The organism is Pantoea sp. SIMBA_079 (assembly GCF_046940275.1).
GTDB classification, from domain to species: domain Bacteria; phylum Pseudomonadota; class Gammaproteobacteria; order Enterobacterales; family Enterobacteriaceae; genus Pantoea; species Pantoea borealis.
On sequence record NZ_JAWRYR010000001.1, the window covers coordinates 19,009 to 37,455 of the forward strand.

The 18,447-nt window shown below is 55.8% G+C and carries 19 protein-coding genes and 1 tRNA gene; 12 read left to right on the forward strand and 8 right to left on the reverse strand.

Annotation, left to right across the window (positions count from 1 at the left end):
• Positions 1-121: 121 nt before the first annotated feature.
• From SB719_RS00100 to SB719_RS00115, 4 genes are all read left to right on the forward strand, one after another.
• Entirely contained in the window at positions 122-910 is a 789-nt protein-coding gene (locus SB719_RS00100) for an IclR family transcriptional regulator (RefSeq protein WP_314687515.1), read from the forward strand.
• Positions 911-916: 6 nt separating this feature from the next.
• Entirely contained in the window at positions 917-1,369 is a 453-nt protein-coding gene (locus SB719_RS00105; protein WP_039379390.1) for a universal stress protein, read from the forward strand.
• A gap of 9 nt (positions 1,370-1,378) precedes the next feature.
• On the forward strand, positions 1,379-2,182 hold the full coding sequence (locus SB719_RS00110) for a hypothetical protein (RefSeq protein WP_412158742.1): 804 nt from the start codon (positions 1,379-1,381) through the stop codon (positions 2,180-2,182).
• A 253-nt stretch (positions 2,183-2,435) separates the two neighbouring features.
• Positions 2,436-2,717, forward strand: a complete 282-nt coding sequence (locus SB719_RS00115; RefSeq protein ID WP_039379385.1) for a hypothetical protein — start codon at positions 2,436-2,438, stop codon at positions 2,715-2,717.
• A gap of 75 nt (positions 2,718-2,792) precedes the next feature.
• Here SB719_RS00115 and SB719_RS00120 read toward each other — a convergent pair whose 3' ends face one another.
• Together SB719_RS00120 and SB719_RS00125 are read right to left on the reverse strand one after the other, a co-directional pair.
• Positions 2,793-2,939 (reverse strand): hypothetical protein, encoded by a 147-nt coding sequence (locus tag SB719_RS00120; RefSeq protein ID WP_167350666.1) that lies wholly within the window; start codon positions 2,937-2,939, stop codon positions 2,793-2,795.
• A gap of 260 nt (positions 2,940-3,199) precedes the next feature.
• Entirely contained in the window at positions 3,200-4,417 is a 1,218-nt protein-coding gene (locus SB719_RS00125) for an OFA family MFS transporter (RefSeq protein WP_412158743.1), read from the reverse strand.
• 257 nt (positions 4,418-4,674) lie between these two features.
• Here SB719_RS00125 and SB719_RS00130 point away from each other — a divergent pair, with 257 nt between their 5' ends.
• Complete coding sequence (locus SB719_RS00130; protein ID WP_065648774.1) at positions 4,675-4,914, forward strand: hypothetical protein; 240 nt, start codon at positions 4,675-4,677, stop codon at positions 4,912-4,914.
• 37 nt (positions 4,915-4,951) lie between these two features.
• Here the strand turns inward: SB719_RS00130 and SB719_RS00135 are convergent, their stop codons facing one another.
• Complete coding sequence (locus tag SB719_RS00135; RefSeq protein WP_412158744.1) at positions 4,952-5,851, reverse strand: DMT family transporter; 900 nt, start codon at positions 5,849-5,851, stop codon at positions 4,952-4,954.
• Between the two features lie 181 nt (positions 5,852-6,032).
• Between SB719_RS00135 and SB719_RS00140 the strand changes: the two genes are divergently transcribed.
• The gene (locus SB719_RS00140) at positions 6,033-6,905 is read left to right on the forward strand and encodes a helix-turn-helix domain-containing protein (protein WP_412158745.1); all 873 of its coding nucleotides are present in this window, start codon (positions 6,033-6,035) and stop codon (positions 6,903-6,905) included.
• Positions 6,906-6,916: 11 nt separating this feature from the next.
• On the opposite strand, the gene SB719_RS00145 is transcribed toward SB719_RS00140, so the two are convergent.
• Positions 6,917-7,918 (reverse strand): LacI family DNA-binding transcriptional regulator, encoded by a 1,002-nt coding sequence (locus tag SB719_RS00145; RefSeq protein ID WP_065648777.1) that lies wholly within the window; start codon positions 7,916-7,918, stop codon positions 6,917-6,919.
• 82 nt (positions 7,919-8,000) lie between these two features.
• A complete protein-coding gene (locus SB719_RS00150; RefSeq protein WP_314687527.1) occupies positions 8,001-8,543 on the reverse strand; it encodes a D-lyxose/D-mannose family sugar isomerase in 543 nt (180 codons plus the stop codon).
• 211 nt (positions 8,544-8,754) lie between these two features.
• On the opposite strand from SB719_RS00150, the gene SB719_RS00155 reads away from it, so the two are divergent.
• The 5 genes from SB719_RS00155 to SB719_RS00175 are packed head-to-tail and all read left to right on the forward strand — an operon-like array spanning position 8,755 to position 14,895.
• Positions 8,755-9,789, forward strand: coding sequence for an NAD(P)-dependent alcohol dehydrogenase (locus tag SB719_RS00155; RefSeq protein ID WP_065648779.1), 1,035 nt, complete (start codon positions 8,755-8,757; stop codon positions 9,787-9,789).
• A 3-nt stretch (positions 9,790-9,792) separates the two neighbouring features.
• Positions 9,793-11,310 (forward strand): xylulokinase, encoded by a 1,518-nt coding sequence (gene xylB / locus SB719_RS00160; protein ID WP_314687529.1) that lies wholly within the window; start codon positions 9,793-9,795, stop codon positions 11,308-11,310.
• Between the two features lie 17 nt (positions 11,311-11,327).
• Positions 11,328-12,800, forward strand: a complete 1,473-nt coding sequence (locus SB719_RS00165; protein ID WP_065648781.1) for a sugar ABC transporter ATP-binding protein — start codon at positions 11,328-11,330, stop codon at positions 12,798-12,800.
• A 33-nt stretch (positions 12,801-12,833) separates the two neighbouring features.
• Entirely contained in the window at positions 12,834-13,853 is a 1,020-nt protein-coding gene (locus SB719_RS00170) for an ABC transporter permease (protein WP_412158906.1), read from the forward strand.
• A gap of 34 nt (positions 13,854-13,887) precedes the next feature.
• On the forward strand, positions 13,888-14,895 hold the full coding sequence (locus tag SB719_RS00175) for a substrate-binding domain-containing protein (protein WP_065648783.1): 1,008 nt from the start codon (positions 13,888-13,890) through the stop codon (positions 14,893-14,895).
• A 52-nt stretch (positions 14,896-14,947) separates the two neighbouring features.
• Here the strand turns inward: SB719_RS00175 and SB719_RS00180 are convergent, their stop codons facing one another.
• Positions 14,948-15,193, reverse strand: coding sequence for a DUF2543 family protein (locus SB719_RS00180; protein WP_039385596.1), 246 nt, complete (start codon positions 15,191-15,193; stop codon positions 14,948-14,950).
• A gap of 291 nt (positions 15,194-15,484) precedes the next feature.
• Between SB719_RS00180 and SB719_RS00185 the strand changes: the two genes are divergently transcribed.
• Complete coding sequence (locus SB719_RS00185; RefSeq protein WP_412158907.1) at positions 15,485-17,344, forward strand: DEAD/DEAH box helicase; 1,860 nt, start codon at positions 15,485-15,487, stop codon at positions 17,342-17,344.
• Here SB719_RS00185 and SB719_RS00190 read toward each other — a convergent pair.
• Positions 17,304-17,378: transfer RNA gene (locus tag SB719_RS00190), tRNA-Arg, on the reverse strand. The two genes, SB719_RS00185 and SB719_RS00190, sit on opposite strands and share 41 nt — an antisense overlap.
• A gap of 96 nt (positions 17,379-17,474) precedes the next feature.
• A complete protein-coding gene (locus tag SB719_RS00195; protein WP_292968394.1) occupies positions 17,475-18,413 on the reverse strand; it encodes a formate/nitrite transporter family protein in 939 nt (312 codons plus the stop codon).
• Between the last annotated feature and the right edge of the window lie 34 nt (positions 18,414-18,447).

Sequence of the window (18,447 nt, forward strand, 5' to 3'; positions counted from 1 at the left end):
TATTACGATGTGATACAGGACGCGCATCTTACATGCCGGTATGATGTATTGCAATGTGATACCCGGGTACAAAAGTGCGATCATTCGCGCTACAGTAAAGCAGGCTCAGAAGGAACGCATCATGGTGGGATCTGCCTCAGGCCGTGAGGATGAAAAAGCGGGTGGCATTCAGGTCATTGCGCGTGCGGCAAAAATTTTACATGCGCTGGGCGAACACCCCGGCGGTATGAGTCTGGGCGAAATAGCACAGGTGGTGAACCTGCCGCGCTCTACGGTACAGCGTATTGTGGCAGCGCTCGACAGCGCTCAGCTGGTGCGCAGCAGCGGGGCAAGGGGACTGAGACTGGGTCCGGCTTTGCTGAAACTGATCTCCAGCGTCCATACGGACGTGGTGGAGCTGGCGCGTCCGCTGCTGGAACAGCTCTCAGCAACGGTTAATGAAACCGTCTCGCTGGCGCGCGCCAGCGGGACGCAGCTGGCGATCGTTCATTATGTCGTGGCGCCGCGCGAGCTGCGGGTCGTACCGCGGATGGGGCTTAATCTGCCGCTCTACAGTACCTCCGGCGGCCGGGCGCTGCTGGCGCTGGAGAGCGATGAAGATGTACAGCTGCTGGTGGGCGATGCCTGGCAGGAACTCACGGATAAAACGGTAAAAACGCTGCCGCAGCTGATGGCGCTGATTGCTGAAGTACGCAGCAGTGGCCTGGCGATCGATCGCGGTGAAACGCTTGAAGGGATCACCACCCTGGCGGTCGCCATTGACACACTGTTCGGACGTTTCTCTATCTCGCTGCTGGTTCCCGGCGCGCGCTTTGCGCAACATGAAGCGCGCTATCGCAAAGAGATCATCACCTGTAAAGAGGCGCTGCTGCGCGAAATTGGCAAAATAACCGCTGTGGAGAAGAGGTAACGACTCATGAAAATGTTGTTAATGGCTATCGATAACTCACCGGTCGCGGAGAAAGTGATTGCGCTGACCCTTGAACAGGCGCTGGCGCTCAACGCACCGGTCACGGTGCTGTGCTGTATCGATCCCGCCTATTCAGCCTGCAGCCAGCCTATCGAAATTGACGCCGGTGAAGATCCGGATGATTTTGTCGCGGCAAAAGATGAGCAGAACACCGCCGAGATGGTGGTGCGTCATGCGCTGGCTCCGCTGCTGCGGGCGGGTGTGAATGCCAGAGGCGTCATCCTGGCGGGTGAAGCCGCTGAAACCATTGTGGCGCAGGCTGCAGCACTGCGCGCCAGTATGATTATAATGGGACGCCGGCACCTCTCGCCGCTTAACCGGCTGCTGAAAGGCTCGGTCAGCGCGGCAGTGATCGAACGCGCGACCTGTCCGGTTCTGCTGGACGTGCGTAAGGATTAACGCCGTATTATGACGCTGCTTTTTATTTCGGTGCTGGCCGCTTTTGCATTGCTGGCGCTGGTGATCGTGATGCTGGTACGCACCACGGCGCTGCGTGCCTGGCAGGGTGTGCTGCTGTTTATGCTGCCGCTGGTGGCGGCTAATGCGATCTGGTTTAGCTGGCTGCATCCGCGCCAGGCAGAGAAGGTGCAGGCGGAGGCAGTTGCGCGGCAGCTTAGCGAGGCACCGGGCTACCGTCTGCTGAAGGTTCAGGAGCCGGAGCTATGGCAATTACTGAATCGTGAATTGCTGCACAAGCTGCAGCAGGGTACCTCTGCCGAACGGGCGCTGGGCGACCTGCGGGGCTGGCTGGCTGACATCGTCAATAAACGCATGGCCCGCGCCAGTGATGAGGCGGTCATTGCGTATGTTCAGGTTTCGGTGGAAGAGATGCGCGCGCTGCAGCAGCAGAATCCGCAACGCTGTTTTCAGTTTCTCTATCCGCAGGTCACCGGCGGGATTAATCTGCAGGAGGTGCTGGATCCGGCACTCTATCAGCGCGACAGCGACGCGCTTGAAGCCCTGCTGCTGAGCAGTCAGGGGGCGGAACAGCAGATTGACCGGCCGCTGGCCCGGCGCGATCTGCGTCAGGTAGTTGACCAGCTATACGGTAAATGGGGCAATAAACTTCAGCAGCTCAATCAGCCAGCTGATACCGCCGTTGATCGCAGCGCGTTATGTGCAATGTCTATCGATCTCTACAGCGCTATTCTCGCATTGCCAGCTAAGCGCGCCGCCGGTCTTTTACGTAATATGGTGCACAGTAACGGATAACCGATGAAAAAAAGCCCGCTCAGCGCGGGCACAAAGGTCACTTTGTTACTTTTTTATTATTGATATTACCTGGTGTGGAGCAGACATCGTGTGGTCTGACTGCACTATCGCAGTTGTCATATGATAAGAAAAGCCGTTTGGTTTTATTGATTCAATTGGTAAAATCACTGGTATCAAGACTATTTCGCGCGTTTTCCTATAGTCGCGCAGGGGCATCGTTGTTTACACTGCGACGCCTGAAGAGGACACCTGAATGAAAAATATCGTTACCGGCGCGTTAGCGCTTATTATGCTGGCTGGCTGCAGCGTTAATCAGCCTGGCGGATTTGAACGTGTAGATGAAGATAACACGTCGAACACTGTTCAATATCGTTACGATCCGCATAGCCTTAATCGGGATGCCATGAATGTTGACCTGGCAAATTACTGCAGTGAACGGGGTTTCGATAAAGTGGATTCACTGCCTGCTCAGGACAGTCATCTGCCAGGATTAAAGAAAGCCTGGTATCAGTGTAATTACGCGATTAAAAGCTAAAAAAAGGGCGGGATATATTCCCGCCCTGGTTCTTTCTATTTATTTTTTTATTAGTGCTGTGTGAGCTTTGCCCAATTATCCGTGACGATGCCCGTAGTGGCCATGGTGCCAGCCGCGGTCATGACCCCAGCCAGCGCTGCGGCCACGGTCGTGCTCAATAATACATCCGCTGAGCAAACTGATCATGACCGCCATCGACGTTAATGAAATAAGCTTCTTCATGGAAAGACCTCCTCTTTTCCAGTGAGGTCAGATTACGCCAGAATAGTGGAGTGAAGATGCAGCAAATGTAGATTTATTTATATAACTATTGCCAGATGTGTCAAAATAAAAGAACGGCGAGGCAAATATATCTATTTGAATCGGAATAAGCTGAATAACGCTTTATAATAGCGCGACAATTCTGAAAGGCAATAACCTGGTAACGCTAATGACTTAATAAAAAATGCGGGCGCGGTCTGCTGACCACGCCCGCACATTAATCAATTATGCAGAGCCGGTTTGTTAATTGTCTGACGTCGCGGCTGACGAACACTCAGTGAAAGCAGCAGCGAGATAACCAGCAGCGTCATGATTAAACTAAAGGTAACGGTAAAGCCGCCGAACAGTGAGGCGACCAGCGAACCGAGCACGCTGCCAATACCAAAACCCAGGTAGATTAGCCCGTAATTTTTTGTCAGATTATTCAGGCCAAAGAAGTCACTGATCAGCGCCGGGAAAACGGTGATTGTGCCGCCAAAGCTGAAGGCTACGCAGGCCAGCGAGACAAAAAAGGTGGTTTCATTCATACGGGTAAACAGCAAAATACTCATGCCTGCGAGCGCAATGCATTGCGCCAGTGAGATCACCCGGATACGGGCCATTTTGTCTGACAATACGCCCAGCGTTAACCGGCCGCTAAGGTTGGCAATCGCGATAACCGTTACGGCGCTCGCTGCTATCTGCGGCGTAAGATGCACCATCCCTTCACCAATATCCTTCGCTACGCCAATTACATACAGGCCGCTCATACAGGCAGTAAGAAACATCAGCGCCAGCATCCAGTATTGCGGCAGGCGTATCGCCTGCGCCAGCGTAAAATCGCGGCCGGCATGGTGCGGATTGCTGCTGGCAGTGCGCACCGGCGCATCGCGCATGAGCAGCGCACCGCAGAACATCATGCTCATTGCCAGCACGCCCCAGATCATAAAGGTGTGTTCCAGGCCGACCGCATCCAGCAGGGTGCCGCAGACAAATTTGAAACCCAGACTGCCCAGGCCATAAGCACCGATCGAACAGGCAGAGATAAGACCTTTGCGTTCAGGAAACCACTTTACGCAGTTTGACAGCGTCATCAGGTAGCCTGCGCCATCCGCCAGGCCTACCAGAATACCGGCGCTCAGATAAAGCATCATCAGGTTATCGGCCTGAGCGGTCAGCCAGAATCCGGCTGCCATCAGAATACCGGCCCCGATAGTCACATTACGCACGCCAAAACGCTCCTGCAGTTTGCCTGCCAGCGAGGAGGCGATAGCCAGCCCCAGACTCAGCAACCCAAATGAGAACGCGACCTGACTGACAGATTCGTGCAGTTTATGCGCCAGCGCGCCGTTAAAGAGACTCCAGGTATACACGGAGCCCAGCGCAAGCTGGGTAATGACAGTACCGATCAGAGTCAGTGTGCGGGTACGCCGGTAGTGCGCCGTTGAAGCTGTGGTCATTGTTAATCTCCCGTCCGGGAATATGAAGTCTGCTGGCAGCTTAGCGCGCACGCGCGAGGCAGTGGCCGGATCCCGCCTCAGCCGCCGGGAACAGAGAATGAAATGCCATTTTTCCGGTATGAATGGCAGCGGCATGACAATTCACGTCACGCTGTTTCGCCTGATGAACATATGTAAGCAGGTGTGTTGAGCGCGGCGATTTTCCTGCAGAGTCCGGGAGGTTTGCCAGGCTTACATTTCAACCAACGGGAGGAAATATGAAAGACCGGGCATATGAATCCGTATCGAGTGGAGATGAGGTCTGCTGTCTTATCGGTCAGGCGGTGATCGAATTAAGCGATGAACATCAGCCTGTCAACAAAGCCACGCTGTCATTAAAGCTGCTGGCTATGGCCGATCGTGACAGCGATGATGAGCGGGTAATGCTGTACTGGATCGCCAGAAAAGCCCTTAATCAGCCACAGCAGCTTCAGTCCGGCGCAGGTGGCTGGCGTTAGAGGATGAGCAGAGCGGGCTGCACGCCCGCTTCTGCTGTCAGGCCAGCCGCAGTGCGCGGCGCACCGGCCAGCGCATAAACATCACCAGGTTGCCCAGCAAAATCAGCGTCAGTCCCGCCACGGCATTAGCGTGCCACTGATAGCCTTCATAAATTGTCGAGAGCGTCAGCGCAACCAGCGGAAAAAGTAGCGTACTGTAGGCCGCCTGACTGGCACCGATGCGACCCACCAGCGTGAAGTAAGCGCCAAATCCAATCACAGAACCAAACAGCGCCAGATAACTCATCGCGCCCAGCCACTGCAGATTGCGCGGCAGCTGCAGCGCATCGCCATTAAGCCATGCCATTACCGCCATGATCAGCGCGCCGTAGAGCATGGCGTAACTGTTAGTGGTGAGAATATCGCGCTGGCGGCGCTGATGCCGGGCTGAAATCATATTACCCAGCGAAAAGCCAAAGGTGCCCAGCGCACTCAGGCCCGCGCCCCATAACAGCTGCGGCGAGGGGTGCGCCGCACGGATATCAGTCCAGAAGAGCGCGACGATACCGCTCATACCGAGCAGCGCGGCAGGCAGCAGGCGCAGCGGCGGGCGCTGACCAAAAAAGAGCCAGCCGTTAAGCGCGTTGAAGATCACCGCCATGGAAAAAATCACCGACTCCAGACCGGTGCTAATCCACGCTGCCGCATGATAGAAACAGACAAAGTTAAAGCCAAACACGCAGCCTCCCTGCAGCAGACAAAACAGATGATCGCGCGTATCCAGCGATCGCAGACGGCGGCAAAGCGTCAGCAGCACCAGCATCAGCAGCGAAGCAAAGAGAAATCGCCAGAATACCGCGACATAGACCGGCGTAGTGGCCGCGTCCTGCTGCAGAAAGATCGCCAGCCAGGTGGTGCCCCAGATCAGTACCACGCTCAGATACAGCACTATATTCATTGTTATTACTCCGGCAGGGAGGGGAGTGCAGTATCCTCACTTGCGCGTACGGACGCTTGCACCGTATTGCGCAGCACTTGCAAAAACTTGCGCTTTTTCACTCACAGACCGGCTGCAGCGCTGTTTTCCGTCGTGCGGACGCGTAAACTGCTGTTTAACCGCTGCAGATGTGATGTGCGCCATGTCCGATTACCAGACTTTTACCATGCTAAAAAACCGTAAGGCTCAGCTGCGCGACAGCGTACCGCTCTCGGGCGGTATCCGGCTGGCAGCCTGGTTTAATAGCGGTGACCGCGTCACCAACCACAGCGATCATCATACCCTGAGCCTGTATACCGAAGAGGGTTATGATACCTGGCATAAAACGCCACACGGGTGGCGCAACGGCGGCGCGCCGGATCGTTTCTGCCTGATGCCGTCCGGTATGGAGTCAACCTGGGATTTACGGGCCGATCTTTCATTTGTGCATCTCTACTGCACCGATACACATTTACGTCAGCTTGGTGAACAGATCTGGGATCGCTCGCCGGCCAGCCTGAATCTGCAGGAAAAGATTTTTGCTGATGACGATCGTATTACCCAGCTTTACCGCCATTTTTTACTCAGCGTCAGCTGGCAGCAGCCCGCCAATCAGCTGATGCTGAGCAGCGCATCGACGCTGCTGCTGACGCATCTGCTGCATCGCTACAGCGATGTGCAGTGGCAGCTGCCCGCCGTGCGGGGCGGCCTGGCACCCGCCGTGCTGCGCCGGATCATTGCCCTGATTGATGCGCAGCTCGATCAGCCGCTGACGCTGGCGCGGCTGGCCGCAGAAGCTGCGCTCAGCGAATATCATTTTGCGCGTATGTTTCGCAGCAGCACCGGCAGCGCGCCGCACCAGTATGTGATGCAGCGCCGCATGGCGGTGGCGAAAGAGCTACTGATGCACAGCACGCTGCCGCTGACTGAGATTGCGCTGCGCTGCGGCTTTCACTCTGCCAGCCATTTCAGTAACCGGTTCCGTCAGCTGCATGGCGTGGCCCCGTCAGCGTGGCGGCAGGGCTATAGCCGGTAAAAAACGCGTTATCAGGGGATCACTTCACCCCGCACGATAACTTTGCCCGGCTTACTGTCACTCTCATTGATGCGCCGGATAGCCAGATTCAGCGCCTGCCAGGCGATGCTCTGCAGATCGTGTGCGATGCAGGGAAAGTGAAAGCCATAAATATCCGCCTGCGTAACCTCGTCAATGCTGAAGAGTTTTACCTGCTGCTGCAGACTGAGTGAGTGATCGATGCAGGCTTTAATAATGCCGAGTGAGATCTGATTGTTACAGCCCACAAAGTAGTCAGGGGCAGGGTGATGGTTCAGCCAGCGTCGGGTCTCCTGCCAGGCTGCATCCATAAAAAAGTCAGCGTAGAGCACTTCCAGCGAGGCAGCTTTGCCCTGCAGCGCGGCCTGCAGACCGAGCACCCGCTCACGTGCAACGTTCGACTTTTCGGGACCGGAGACCACCACAATACGCTGTGCCCCCTGTTCCGCCAGCCAGCGACCGGTCTGCAGGCCACAGTCGAGGTTATCAATATAGACACCGCTGCAGTGAGAAACCTGCAGTTCACGATCGACCAGCACCACCGGTATATTCAGCGTCTCCAGCCGCGTCATATAGGCCGGATGATAGTGAAGATCGTTGGAAATCACCGACAATATAATGGCATCAACGTTATACCCGATTAGCCTGTCGATGATACGGTTCTCATTTTCCTGCGACTCACAGGAGTCAAACACCAGCGTATCGTAGCCCAGCTTATTCGCCTCCAGCGTCATCAGACGCGTCAGGCCGCCAAAGAAGGGGTTAGCCATATCGGGATTAACGATGCCAATAGTTTTGCTGCTTTTTGCCCGCAGGCTGCGCGCCGCCGTATTCATCACATAGCCTAACTGCTCTGCGGTAGCATGAATGCGCTGCAGCGTCTCCGGATGCACTTTTTCCGGTTGTGAAAAGGCGCGTGAGGCGGTAATTTTGCTCACGTTTGCCTGGGCAGCAACGCTTGCCAGCGTTGCCTTGCGTCCCCGTCCTGCTGCCAAGTCTGGCTCCTTAATCAACCCTGTCATTTTGTATCATGAGTCAATCATGGCAGATCGTTTAGCGTTAAGCGATCTCGCTGCGTTATGCGAGTCGTCTGACGCGCGGGTCCGTGAAAATATCCAGGTCGTCGCGGCTTTCTGATGAAAACTCCGAGACAACGGCCCCCTGTTCACCCGCCTGAAACCAGTGCCGCGTATCGGGTTTAATCGTGTACTGTTCGCCCGGACGCAGCAGAATATAGCGGCTGCAGGTATAGGCGGTTTCGCTGCCGGCAGGCACCTGACAGCGCTGAGAGCCCGCCGCATCGTTTGGCGTGAGCTGCTCATCATCGACAAACAGATAGACTTCGCCCCAGCGACAGCGAAAGGTCTCCTGCTTGCCTGGCGTACCGTTAAACGGCGGATGCCGATGCTCAGGGCAGGTCTGGCGGGGAAACAGCACCAGTTCTTTAGCGCAATAGCGCGGTTCATTGATATAGGTTAACAGCTGCAAACCTGAAGCGGGGTAGTCGTCCAGGCCGAAAGTGGCAATTTCAATTTTCTCCTGCTCTGCAGGGGTAAGAACAATATTCGCCTGCTGCAGAAATGCCAGGGTGCGCTCAATCGCCTGCGGATAATCGGTCATGCGGTTTCTCCTGTAATGATATCGATACCATTAAAGCGTGTTCCGCTTATGATCTTCTGTGATCCCGATCTGCAATTCGCCGGGTCAGTGACGAGAGCATGGTTTCAAATCGGGATTATTGAGTCTGCATCACAGTTTTAGCGTTTTTTTTACGTCACTATCGCCGCATTGAAATGATATCGATACCATTAAAATGAATCCGGGGGCGTTAATGAAAGCATTAGTTCTGAGTCAGGCAGGCCACATTGCGATTGAAGATCGGGAATTTGATGAGGTGCTGGGCGATGACGATGTCAAAATCAAAATTCACTCAGTAGGCATTTGCGGCAGCGATGTTCACTACTACAAACATGGCCGGATTGGTCCGTTTGTGGTGGAGGCACCGATGGTGCTGGGCCATGAAGCTGCCGGCATTGTGCTGGAGACCGGAAAAAACGTCACGCACCTGAAAGCAGGCGATCGCGTCTGTATGGAGCCCGGGATCCCGGATTTGAATTCCGATCAGTCGCGTGCGGGTCTCTACAATCTCGATCCCGCCGTACGCTTCTGGGCGACGCCGCCGGTGCACGGGTGCCTGCGTGAAACGGTCATTCATCCCGCGGCGTTCACCTTTAAACTGCCGGAAAATGTCAGCTTCCGCGAAGGAGCCATGGTTGAGCCGCTGGCGGTGGCAATGCAGGCCGCGACCAAAGCCGGGATCAAACCCGGCGATATTGGCCTGGTGCTGGGTGCCGGACCCATCGGCGTGGTGACTGCGCTGGCAGCGCTGGCAGGTGGCTGTTCTGATGTGATCATCTGCGACATGTTTGATGAAAAGCTGGCCGTGGCGGCGGAGTATGAAGGGCTGCACGCCATCAATATCAAAACCGGCGATCTGGCCGGCAAAGTCTCTGAACTCACCAGCGGTAACGGTGCGGACGTGGTGTTTGAATGCAGCGGGGCTAAACCTGCTATTGCCACGCTGGCTGAACACGCGGCGCCGGGTGCGACGGTGATTCTGGTGGGTATGCCGGTGGACGCCGCGCCGATGGACATTGTTGCGGCCCAGGCCAAAGAGCTGACCTTCAAAACCATTTTTCGCTACGCCAATATGTATCCCCGCACGCTGCGCCTGTTGAGCAGCGGCAAGCTGCGGGTAGAGCCGCTTATCAGCCATACCTATAAATTCGCCGACAGCGTTGAAGCGTTTGATCGCGCCGCCGCGGGTCATGCGGCAGATATCAAAATCATGCTGGAGATGGAGTGACGCATGGCGCTCTATGCAGGCATTGATTGCGGCACGCAGGGAACGCGTGTGGTCATTGTGAATAGCGAGCAGGGGGCGATTGTCGGCGAAGGCAGCGCGCCGCACCGGCTGCAGAGCGACGCAGATGGCACACGTGAACAGCATGCCAGCGAGTGGATTGACGCGCTGGTCACGGCATTCCATCAGGCAGCATCAGACGCCGGTATCGATACACAGCAGATTACTGCGCTGAGTGTCTCTGGTCAGCAGCACGGCTTTGTAGCGCTGGATGAAGCCGGAGCAGTGCTGCACCCGGTAAAGCTGTGGTGCGACACCGCCACCGATGCGCAGAACAGCTGGCTGCTGCAGCAGCTGGGAGGGATCAGCGGTGCGCTGGCGCAGCCAGGGCTTGTTCCGGCGACCGGCTACACCGCGTCGAAAATTCTCTGGCTGAAGCAGCAGCATCCGGCGCTGTGGGCGCGTTTACACACCGTGTTACTGCCGCACGATTACCTTAATTTCTGGCTAACCGGCGAACGGGTGATGGAGTATGGCGACGCCTCCGGCACCGGCCTGCTGGATATCCGCCGCCGCCGCTGGGATCGGCACACGGTGGATCTTATCGATCCGGATGGCCGGCTGTGGCAGGCGCTGCCGCCGCTGGCTGCTGCGCACGACTGTATCGGCACCCTGCAGCCGGAAGCCGCGCAGCGTCTGGGATTACGCCCTGCGGTGCGGGTGGCGACAGGCGGCGGCGATAATATGATGGCCGCCATCGGGTCCGGCAATATTGCGCCGGGCACGGTAACGCTAAGCCTCGGCACATCCGGCACGCTGTTCGCCTGCAGTGACACGCCTGTAATCGACGAGAACGGGCTGATTGCCAGCTTTTGCTCCAGCACTAACCGCTGGCTGCCGCTGATTTGCACCATGAATGTTACCTCTGCAACCACGCTGATCCAGACGCTGCTGGCAGAGGATATTGCCGGCTTTAATCAGCTGCTGAATCAGGCAGAGCCGGGAGCGGAGGGCATTGAGATGCTGCCGTTTTTTAATGGCGAGCGCACGCCGCCTCTGCCCCATGCGCAGGCGAGTCTGCATAACCTGAATGCCGTGAATTTTACCCGCGCGAACCTCTGCCGCGCCGCCGTGGAGAGTGCGACCTACGGATTACGTTACGGACTCGACCTGTTCCGGCAGCAGGGCATCAGCGCGCAGGAGATCCGCCTCACTGGCGGTGGCTCACGCAGCAGCGGCTGGCGGCAAATTGTTGCCGACGTCATGAATTGTCCGGTGGTCTCGCTGCGCATCCCTGAAACCGCCGCGCTGGGCGCAGCAATTCAGGCGATGTGGGCCAGCGCGCTGCTGGATAACCCTGCACAGCAGCCGGATGCGTTACTGCAGTCGCTGTGTCAGCGCTTTGTCACGCCGGATGAAAGCACCCGCGCCGTACCGGATCCCGCTCGCCATCAGGCCTATGAAACGCATTATCAGCGCTATCTGAACCGTCTCAGCAGTACTTATCCGGAGGTGGCATTGTGACACGAAATAACCAGGAGATGCTGCTGGAGGTCACGGGGATCCGCAAAGCGTTTGGCCCGGTTGTGGCGCTGAAAAACGCGGAATTTGCGCTGCGCCCCGGGTCAATTCATGCTCTGTGCGGCGGCAACGGTGCCGGAAAATCGACCTTTCTCAGCATCCTGATGGGGTTTATCCAGCCCGACGCCGGAGAGATTTTTATTCGCGGCAGGCGCTGCAGCTTTGCTCATCCGCGCGACGCGCTGGCTGCCGGTATCGCGATTGTGCAGCAGGAGCTAAGCGCGATTCCGGACCTGACGGTGGCCGAGAATATCTGGCTGGGACGCGAACCGCGCCGGTTTGGTTTTGTTGACTTTGCCACGCTCAATCAGCGCACCCGCGTGCTGCTGGAGGAGCTCGATTTTGACATCTCTGCTACCGAAAAAATGCGTAACCTCAGCGTTGCCGGGCAGCAGCTGGTGGAGATCGCCAAAGCGCTCTCTCACGCGAATGCTGACATCATCATCATGGATGAACCGACTTCAGCGATTGGCGAAGAGGATGCGCAAAAAATCTTTCAGACTCTCGCCCGGCTGGCGCAAAAGGGCAAAGGCATTATTTATGTCTCCCACCGCCTCTCTGAGATTTTTCAGATTGCCGACAGCTATACCATCTTTCGCGATGGCGCCTGGGTGCAGGAGGGCATGCTGGCCGACATCACGCGTGAACAGCTGATTGAACAGATCATTGGCGGAGAATATGAGAGTGAGTTTGCCAAGTTCAATCAGCCGGGCGATGAGGTGATGATGGAGGTAAAAAACCTGCGCTGGCGTAACAAAATCAACGATATCAGCCTGCACCTGAAGCGGGGCGAAATCCTCGGCATCTACGGGCTGGTTGGCTCCGGGCGCAGCGAGTTTCTCGATTTGCTGTTTGGTATTGAACACGCAGACAGCGGCACCATCCGGCTGGGCGAGGTGGTACTGGGTCGCCATTCACCGAAAGAATCGATCCGGCACGGCATCGCTTATGTCACAGAAGATCGTAAAGCGACCGGCCTGGTGCTCTGTCGTTCGATTCGGGAAAACATCAACATCGCCTCATTTGGCGCCATCTCCCGCGCCGGCTTTATCAGTGAGAAGCAGGAGCAGGCGCGCAGCCTGGAGATGATCAAACGCTTTAACGTCCGAACGCCGGATGCCGAACAGCTGGTGGGCAATCTCAGCGGCGGCAATCAGCAAAAAGTCGTGCTGGGGCGCTGGGCGTTACTCAATCCGGAGGTACTGCTGCTGGATGAGCCTACCCGGGGTATTGATGTCGGTGCAAAGAAAGAGATTTACCGCTTTATGTCTGAGTTTGCATTGAAAAACAAGGGGATCGTAATGGTCTCCTCAGAGCTGTCGGAAATCATCGGCATGAGCGATCGCATTCTGGTGTTCCGCGACGGGCAGCTGGCGGGAGAATTAAGTGCGGCTCAGGCGACGCAGAGTGAACTGATGAAGCTGGCGGTTTAACAGAGAGACAATGTTATGAACACCACACATTCCATGCCTTCCGGCATCTCATTTTTTACACGCAATAAAAGACGTATGCACAAATACGGCATCATCATCGCGTTTTTTGTGCTTTGCCTGATTGTGGCAGCCGTCGGCGAGCTGCAGGTCGCTAATGGCGCCTGGAGCAGCAACTATTTTCTCAGTAATGAAAATATGCTGATTGTGCTGCGCCAGGTCTCTATCAACGGCATTTTAGCGATCGGTATGACCTTTGTAATTATCACCGCCGGCGTCGATCTGTCGGTGGGATCGGTGCTGGCGCTGAGCGGCATTGTTGCTGCGCGATTTGCCACTAACAACAGCGGCATGGCAATCGGCGATACGGCGCATGCCGTGATGGTCCCGATGATTGTCGCGTTAGGTATTGGCATTGTCTGTGGCCTGATCAACGGTACCGTGCTGGCGCGTTACCGCCTGCAGCCGTTTATCGTCACTATGGGCATGCTCTCTGCTGCCCGCGGCCTCACGATGCTGACCACCGGCGGCAACCCGGTTTCACAGCTTAACAGTGATTTTCGCTGGCTCGGCAACGGCTACATGGCCGGCATACCCGTACCGGTCATTATCTTTGTTGTGCTGTTTGGCCTCGCCTGGCTGCTGCTCAATAAAACCTTACTCGGACGCTACGTCTATGCCGTTGGCGGCAACCCGAAAAGTGCCCGTACGTCAGGCATCAGCGTCGTGGGCATAAAAGTCATGGTTTACACCCTGTGCGCCGCGCTGGCCGGGATCGCCGGGCTGATCCTCACCGCACGCACCGGATCGGCACAGACTAACGCGGGCGCAGGCTATGAACTCGATGCGATTGCTGCGGTAGTGATTGGCGGCACCAGTATGGCTGGCGGTGTCGGTACGCTTGTTGGCACCTTTTTTGGTGTGCTGATCATCGGCGTAATGAATAACGGCCTGGATTTGCTGGGGGTGCAGTCTTACTACCAGCAGATTATCAAAGGCGCCCTGATTGTAGTGGCTGTACTGCTCGATCCGTCGCGTAAACAACAGCGCGATTAACCTCTGAATAGATAAACCCTGCCAGGAGAAAACAATGAAAATAAGATCTATCGCTCTGTTAACTTCAGCCCTGACGCTGGGCGCGATTAGCATAGCGCAGGCTGCACCCGTAAAGATTGCTGTACTGATGTATGGCAATAAGGCGGAATTCGTTCAGCTGATGGAGCGCTACGGTAAAGCGCATCCGGCAGTAAAAAGCGGCGAAGCTGTACTCACCTTTTACGATGGTCGTTATGACGCGTCGGTGCAGAATGACCAGGCGGCGACCGCTATCCAGACGCGCGCCGACGCCATTATCGTGAACCCGATGGACTATGAAGCCAACATCGATATTGTGACCAATGCTAACGAAGCCAAAATTCCGGTGGTGGTCACCAACGCCCGTCTGAACACGGAAGAGATGACGTCAGAAGTGGTCTCTAATGATGAGCTGGGCGGCTATCTGGAGGCCAAAGCGGTTCTGGATAAGCTGCAGTGCAAAACCAAAAAGGTCAATGTCGTCATCATCGAAGGACCGAAGGGCGGCAGCGGTGAGATCCAGCGCGGCAAAGGCAATGACAAAGCGATAGCGGAGTGTGGTCCGGGACAGGTTACCGTACTGGAGAGAAAAACAGCCAACTGGTCACGCGCAGAAGCACAGCCGCTGATGGAGAACTGGCTGCAGAAGCATCGCGGTAAAATCAACGGTGTGATCGGCCAAAACGATGAGATGGCGCTGGGTGCTATTGAAGCGATTAAAGGCGCGGGTCTGAACGTTAACGATTTCGCGATTGCGGGTGTGGATGGCGTGTCTGATGCCATTCATGCCGTTCAGGCGGGTGAAATGGTCTCTATTCTGCAGGATGCGAAAGGCCAGATGCAGGGCGCCATTGATGTCGCGCTGCGCGCAGTAAAAGGTGCAGGCTACCAGCCGCAGTCTGACATCTGGCAGCAGTATGCCAAAGATCTCGCCTGGGACGGCGGCACGAAAAAACACTACTACATCCCGTGGACCACGGTCACTGCGGATAATGCGCAGCAGCTGCTGGATGCACGTAAGTAATCAACGCGACGGTGAGCAGGCTGTCTGCCTTCAGACAGCCTGTTAACATCGTTTACTCGTTGCCCCATTCGTTCAGGAAGTTCGCCACATCATCAATGCGCGCGTCAGCAATTCCCGCCTCGCGCGCCATCTCATGCTGCGCTTCTTCACTGATCTCCTGATGATTATTCAGGCGGGTGATCAGCAGCTGGAAGTAGTGCGCCAGCGGGTCGCGCTCGGCTTCACTCACCGGTTTTTCACACTCTTCAGCGTAAGCGTCAGCGATATCGTAATACTTCAGATCAATCTCATGTTTCATGGTGCGCTCCGGAAACGGGGGAGGGTTCAGATGCCAGCGGCATCATTTAGCGTAAATCATACCACTCCTGCCGGCATTTTCCCGCCTGCCGTAAAAGGCCGCGGAATGCCCGGTAAATCAGAGGCGTTATTACCCTCAGAATAAATATATTTCTGACCCGCCATTATCAGAATAACGGCAGCGTAATAAACCGGCACAGGGTAAAACGGCATAACATCGTATTCTAAACTTTTAATAGCGGTGTTATCGTTGTGTTGCGCTGATGTACTTTATATACGTGGATACTGTTTTATGGCGAAATTAATGACCTCCCTGACGCTGTGTTCAGGGCGAATGACGCACGGAGAGCGACGCGTCGCCCAGCGGCTTGAATCGCATCTCGGCGACGATTGCCTTGTCTGGTATGACATTCCGGTTGGACGCCAGTACCGGCATCCTGACTTTGTTATTATCGATCCCGACAACGGACTGATTTTCCTTGAGGTCAAAGACTGGAAGCTAAGTACATTGCAGCATGCGGACCCGCAGCGGGTGACGCTGAGAAACGCCCAGGGCGAAACGCAGGCGCAAAATCCGCTGCTGCAGGTCAGAGAGTATGCCTGTGCAACCGTCGAACAGTTATCTCAGGATCCGAAACTGCAGCAGAAAACAGGCCTGTATAAAGGAAAGCTGAATATGGCCTGGGCTTATGGTGTGGTGTTTACCAATATTACCCGCCAGCAACTGACATCACTTTCAGCCGATGGCGTGGTTGAATCTATATTTCCGCAGGCGCTGACGATTTGTCAGGATGAAATGACAGAGTCTGTCTCTGTTTCTGCGTTTCGCGCTAAAATTTCCGGACTGTTTACTACCCGTTTCAGACCCGCAATAACACCCGCTATGCGGGATATACTGCGCCGGCATCTTTTTCCGGAGATCGCTATTACGGTAAAAAATAAGCGCAGTAATATTTACCGGGTAATGGATCTGCAGCAGGAGGTGCTGGCGCGTAATCTTGGCGAAGGGCATCGTGTCATACATGGCGTGGCCGGTTCCGGTAAAACGCTGATCTTACTCTACCGCTGTTTATATCTTTCCGAGACCACCACGCGCCCTGTACTGGTGCTCTGTTTTAATATCATTCTGGCTAACTATATCCGTGAGTGCATCGCGGCCAGAGGGCTATCGGATAAAGTACACGTCTATCATTTTCATGACTGGTGCGCGACGGCCGCCCGGACCTTTAAGCTGAATATGAGCGGGGAAGGGCGCTATTATGATAACTGCTTCGCGGCGCTGGAAAATGCGGTTAACAGCGGCACCGTCGGGGATGCGGGGTACGATGCGGTGCTGGTGGACGAAGGGCATGATTTCGACCGGCGCTGGCTTTCACTGATTGCCCGGCTGTTTGATAACACCCGCCGCTCGCTGCTGCTGATGTACGATGATGCCCAGTCTCTGTACCGGCGTGAAAAAGCGCTGAATTTCTCGCTGGCAAGCGTGGGCATCCAGGCGCAGGGGCGTACCTCTATCCTTCGGGTAAACTATCGCAATCCGCGGCGCATCCTCAATTTTGCCTATGCTTTTTCACGCGACTACTTTGACCAGCATCATAATCAGGAGCTTCCGCTGGTACTGCCGGAAGCCTGCGGCGAAGAAAACAGCGACATTCCCGATATCGAACAGTGTCAGTCTGCAACAGATGAAGCGCGTCGCGTTGTGGCATGGCTGAGAGAAAAATATGCGTCTGCAGGCCGCTGGGGCGACATGGCGGTACTGTGTCCCACGCATTTTTCAGCAGACAGACTCATCGATCTGCTGAAGCAGCATGCGATCCCTGCCGCCGTGAGCTTTACGACAGAAGACAAAAAACGCTATTCGCATCGGGAGGATGTGGTACATCTTCTGACCTTTCAGAGCAGCAAAGGGCTGGAGTTCCCTTACGTTGCCGTGATCAATGCTTCATTTGTTCATAAAGGGGCTGAAGATGAGTCTGAGGCTATTCCGGCGCTGTATGTGGCCTTTACGCGTGCAACCCAGGCGCTACTGGTCACCTGCTACAAAGAAAACAGCATCAGTCAGCAGCTGTCGAAATTTGCCGGTATGGATTTGCAGGATGAGGGGGATATGGCGTCCCCTGCAGGAATCGAACCTGCAACTAGCCCTTAGGAGGGGCTCGTTATATCCATTTAACTAAGGAGACATCCGGAGACGCAGTATACCCGTATGTCTCCCGGATGTTAACCGGGCGCGGCGTGATTGCTCATTCTGTCAGCAGCGCCGCGCCCGGAAGAGCGGGTTACTCAGTCTGCTCTCCGGCAGCGTTCTTCTCTTCTGCTTTTTCGCGGCGTTTTTGATCCGCCCGCGCCTTCGCTTTCGCCTCTTCGCTCATGTCGTTGCGGATCTGCGCATGGCTGATCAGGGCAAAAATCAGCGTGCCGCCGGTGATGTTACCGAGCAGCGTGGGCAGCGCAAATGGCCAGAAAAACTCCTGCCACGGCACCGTGCCCGCAAAGACCAGATAGAGCACCTCGACTGATCCGACTACGATATGCGCCAGATCGCCCAGCGCCACCAGCCACGTCATCATAATGATGATCAGCAGTTTGGCATTTTCCGCATGCGGGATCATCCAGACCATGGTGGCGATGATCCAGCCGGAGATCACGGCATTCGCGAACATCTCGCCCGGCGTGTTTTCCATCACCTTTTCACTGATGGCCGTAAACGCCTGGCGCGTCGCCTCATCAAAAATGGGCATGTAGTTAAAGGCCAGCGCCGCCAGCCCGGTACCAATCAGATTGCCCAGCAGCACCAGCCCCCACAGGCGCAGCAGCAGCATAAAATTGCTGCCGGTGGGCTTGTGCATAACCGGCAGCACCGCCGTCACGGTGTTCTCGGTAAACAGCTGCTGCCGCGCCAGGATCACAATCACAAAGCCAAAGGTGTAGCCAAAGTTCTCCAGCAGAAAGGCGCCGGGGACACCCTCAAGATGAACCTGAAAGATCCCTTTCGCCATCAGCGACGCGCCCATTGAGAGGCCTGCGGCGATAGCTGACCACAGCAGCGCCATGCCGTCACGCTCTAACTCTTTCTCTCCATCCTGCCGTATCTCTTCATGAATCGCCGCTGCCCGCGAGGGCAGGGCCTCTTCATCAACTTCAATCTCAGTGCCTTGCTCTTTTTCTTCGCTGTCTACGTCATTGTCGTGTTCAGCATGTGATGGCGATGGCTTCATGTTTGCTCCTGGTGATAGTGCCAATGCGTAATAA

Coding starts and splice junctions, on each gene's coding strand:
- SB719_RS00100 (WP_314687515.1), top strand. CDS start 122: ATGGTGGGATCTGCCTCAGGCCGTGAGGATGAAAAAGCGGGTGGCATT.
- SB719_RS00105 (WP_039379390.1), top strand. CDS start 917: ATGAAAATGTTGTTAATGGCTATCGATAACTCACCGGTCGCGGAGAAA.
- SB719_RS00110 (WP_412158742.1), top strand. CDS start 1,379: ATGACGCTGCTTTTTATTTCGGTGCTGGCCGCTTTTGCATTGCTGGCG.
- SB719_RS00115 (WP_039379385.1), top strand. CDS start 2,436: ATGAAAAATATCGTTACCGGCGCGTTAGCGCTTATTATGCTGGCTGGC.
- SB719_RS00120 (WP_167350666.1), bottom strand. CDS start 2,939: ATGAAGAAGCTTATTTCATTAACGTCGATGGCGGTCATGATCAGTTTG.
- SB719_RS00125 (WP_412158743.1), bottom strand. CDS start 4,417: ATGACCACAGCTTCAACGGCGCACTACCGGCGTACCCGCACACTGACT.
- SB719_RS00130 (WP_065648774.1), top strand. CDS start 4,675: ATGAAAGACCGGGCATATGAATCCGTATCGAGTGGAGATGAGGTCTGC.
- SB719_RS00135 (WP_412158744.1), bottom strand. CDS start 5,851: ATGAATATAGTGCTGTATCTGAGCGTGGTACTGATCTGGGGCACCACC.
- SB719_RS00140 (WP_412158745.1), top strand. CDS start 6,033: ATGTCCGATTACCAGACTTTTACCATGCTAAAAAACCGTAAGGCTCAG.
- SB719_RS00150 (WP_314687527.1), bottom strand. CDS start 8,543: ATGACCGATTATCCGCAGGCGATTGAGCGCACCCTGGCATTTCTGCAG.
- SB719_RS00155 (WP_065648779.1), top strand. CDS start 8,755: ATGAAAGCATTAGTTCTGAGTCAGGCAGGCCACATTGCGATTGAAGAT.
- xylB (WP_314687529.1), top strand. CDS start 9,793: ATGGCGCTCTATGCAGGCATTGATTGCGGCACGCAGGGAACGCGTGTG.
- SB719_RS00165 (WP_065648781.1), top strand. CDS start 11,328: ATGCTGCTGGAGGTCACGGGGATCCGCAAAGCGTTTGGCCCGGTTGTG.
- SB719_RS00170 (WP_412158906.1), top strand. CDS start 12,834: ATGCCTTCCGGCATCTCATTTTTTACACGCAATAAAAGACGTATGCAC.
- SB719_RS00175 (WP_065648783.1), top strand. CDS start 13,888: ATGAAAATAAGATCTATCGCTCTGTTAACTTCAGCCCTGACGCTGGGC.
- SB719_RS00180 (WP_039385596.1), bottom strand. CDS start 15,193: ATGAAACATGAGATTGATCTGAAGTATTACGATATCGCTGACGCTTAC.
- SB719_RS00185 (WP_412158907.1), top strand. CDS start 15,485: ATGGCGAAATTAATGACCTCCCTGACGCTGTGTTCAGGGCGAATGACG.
- SB719_RS00195 (WP_292968394.1), bottom strand. CDS start 18,413: ATGAAGCCATCGCCATCACATGCTGAACACGACAATGACGTAGACAGC.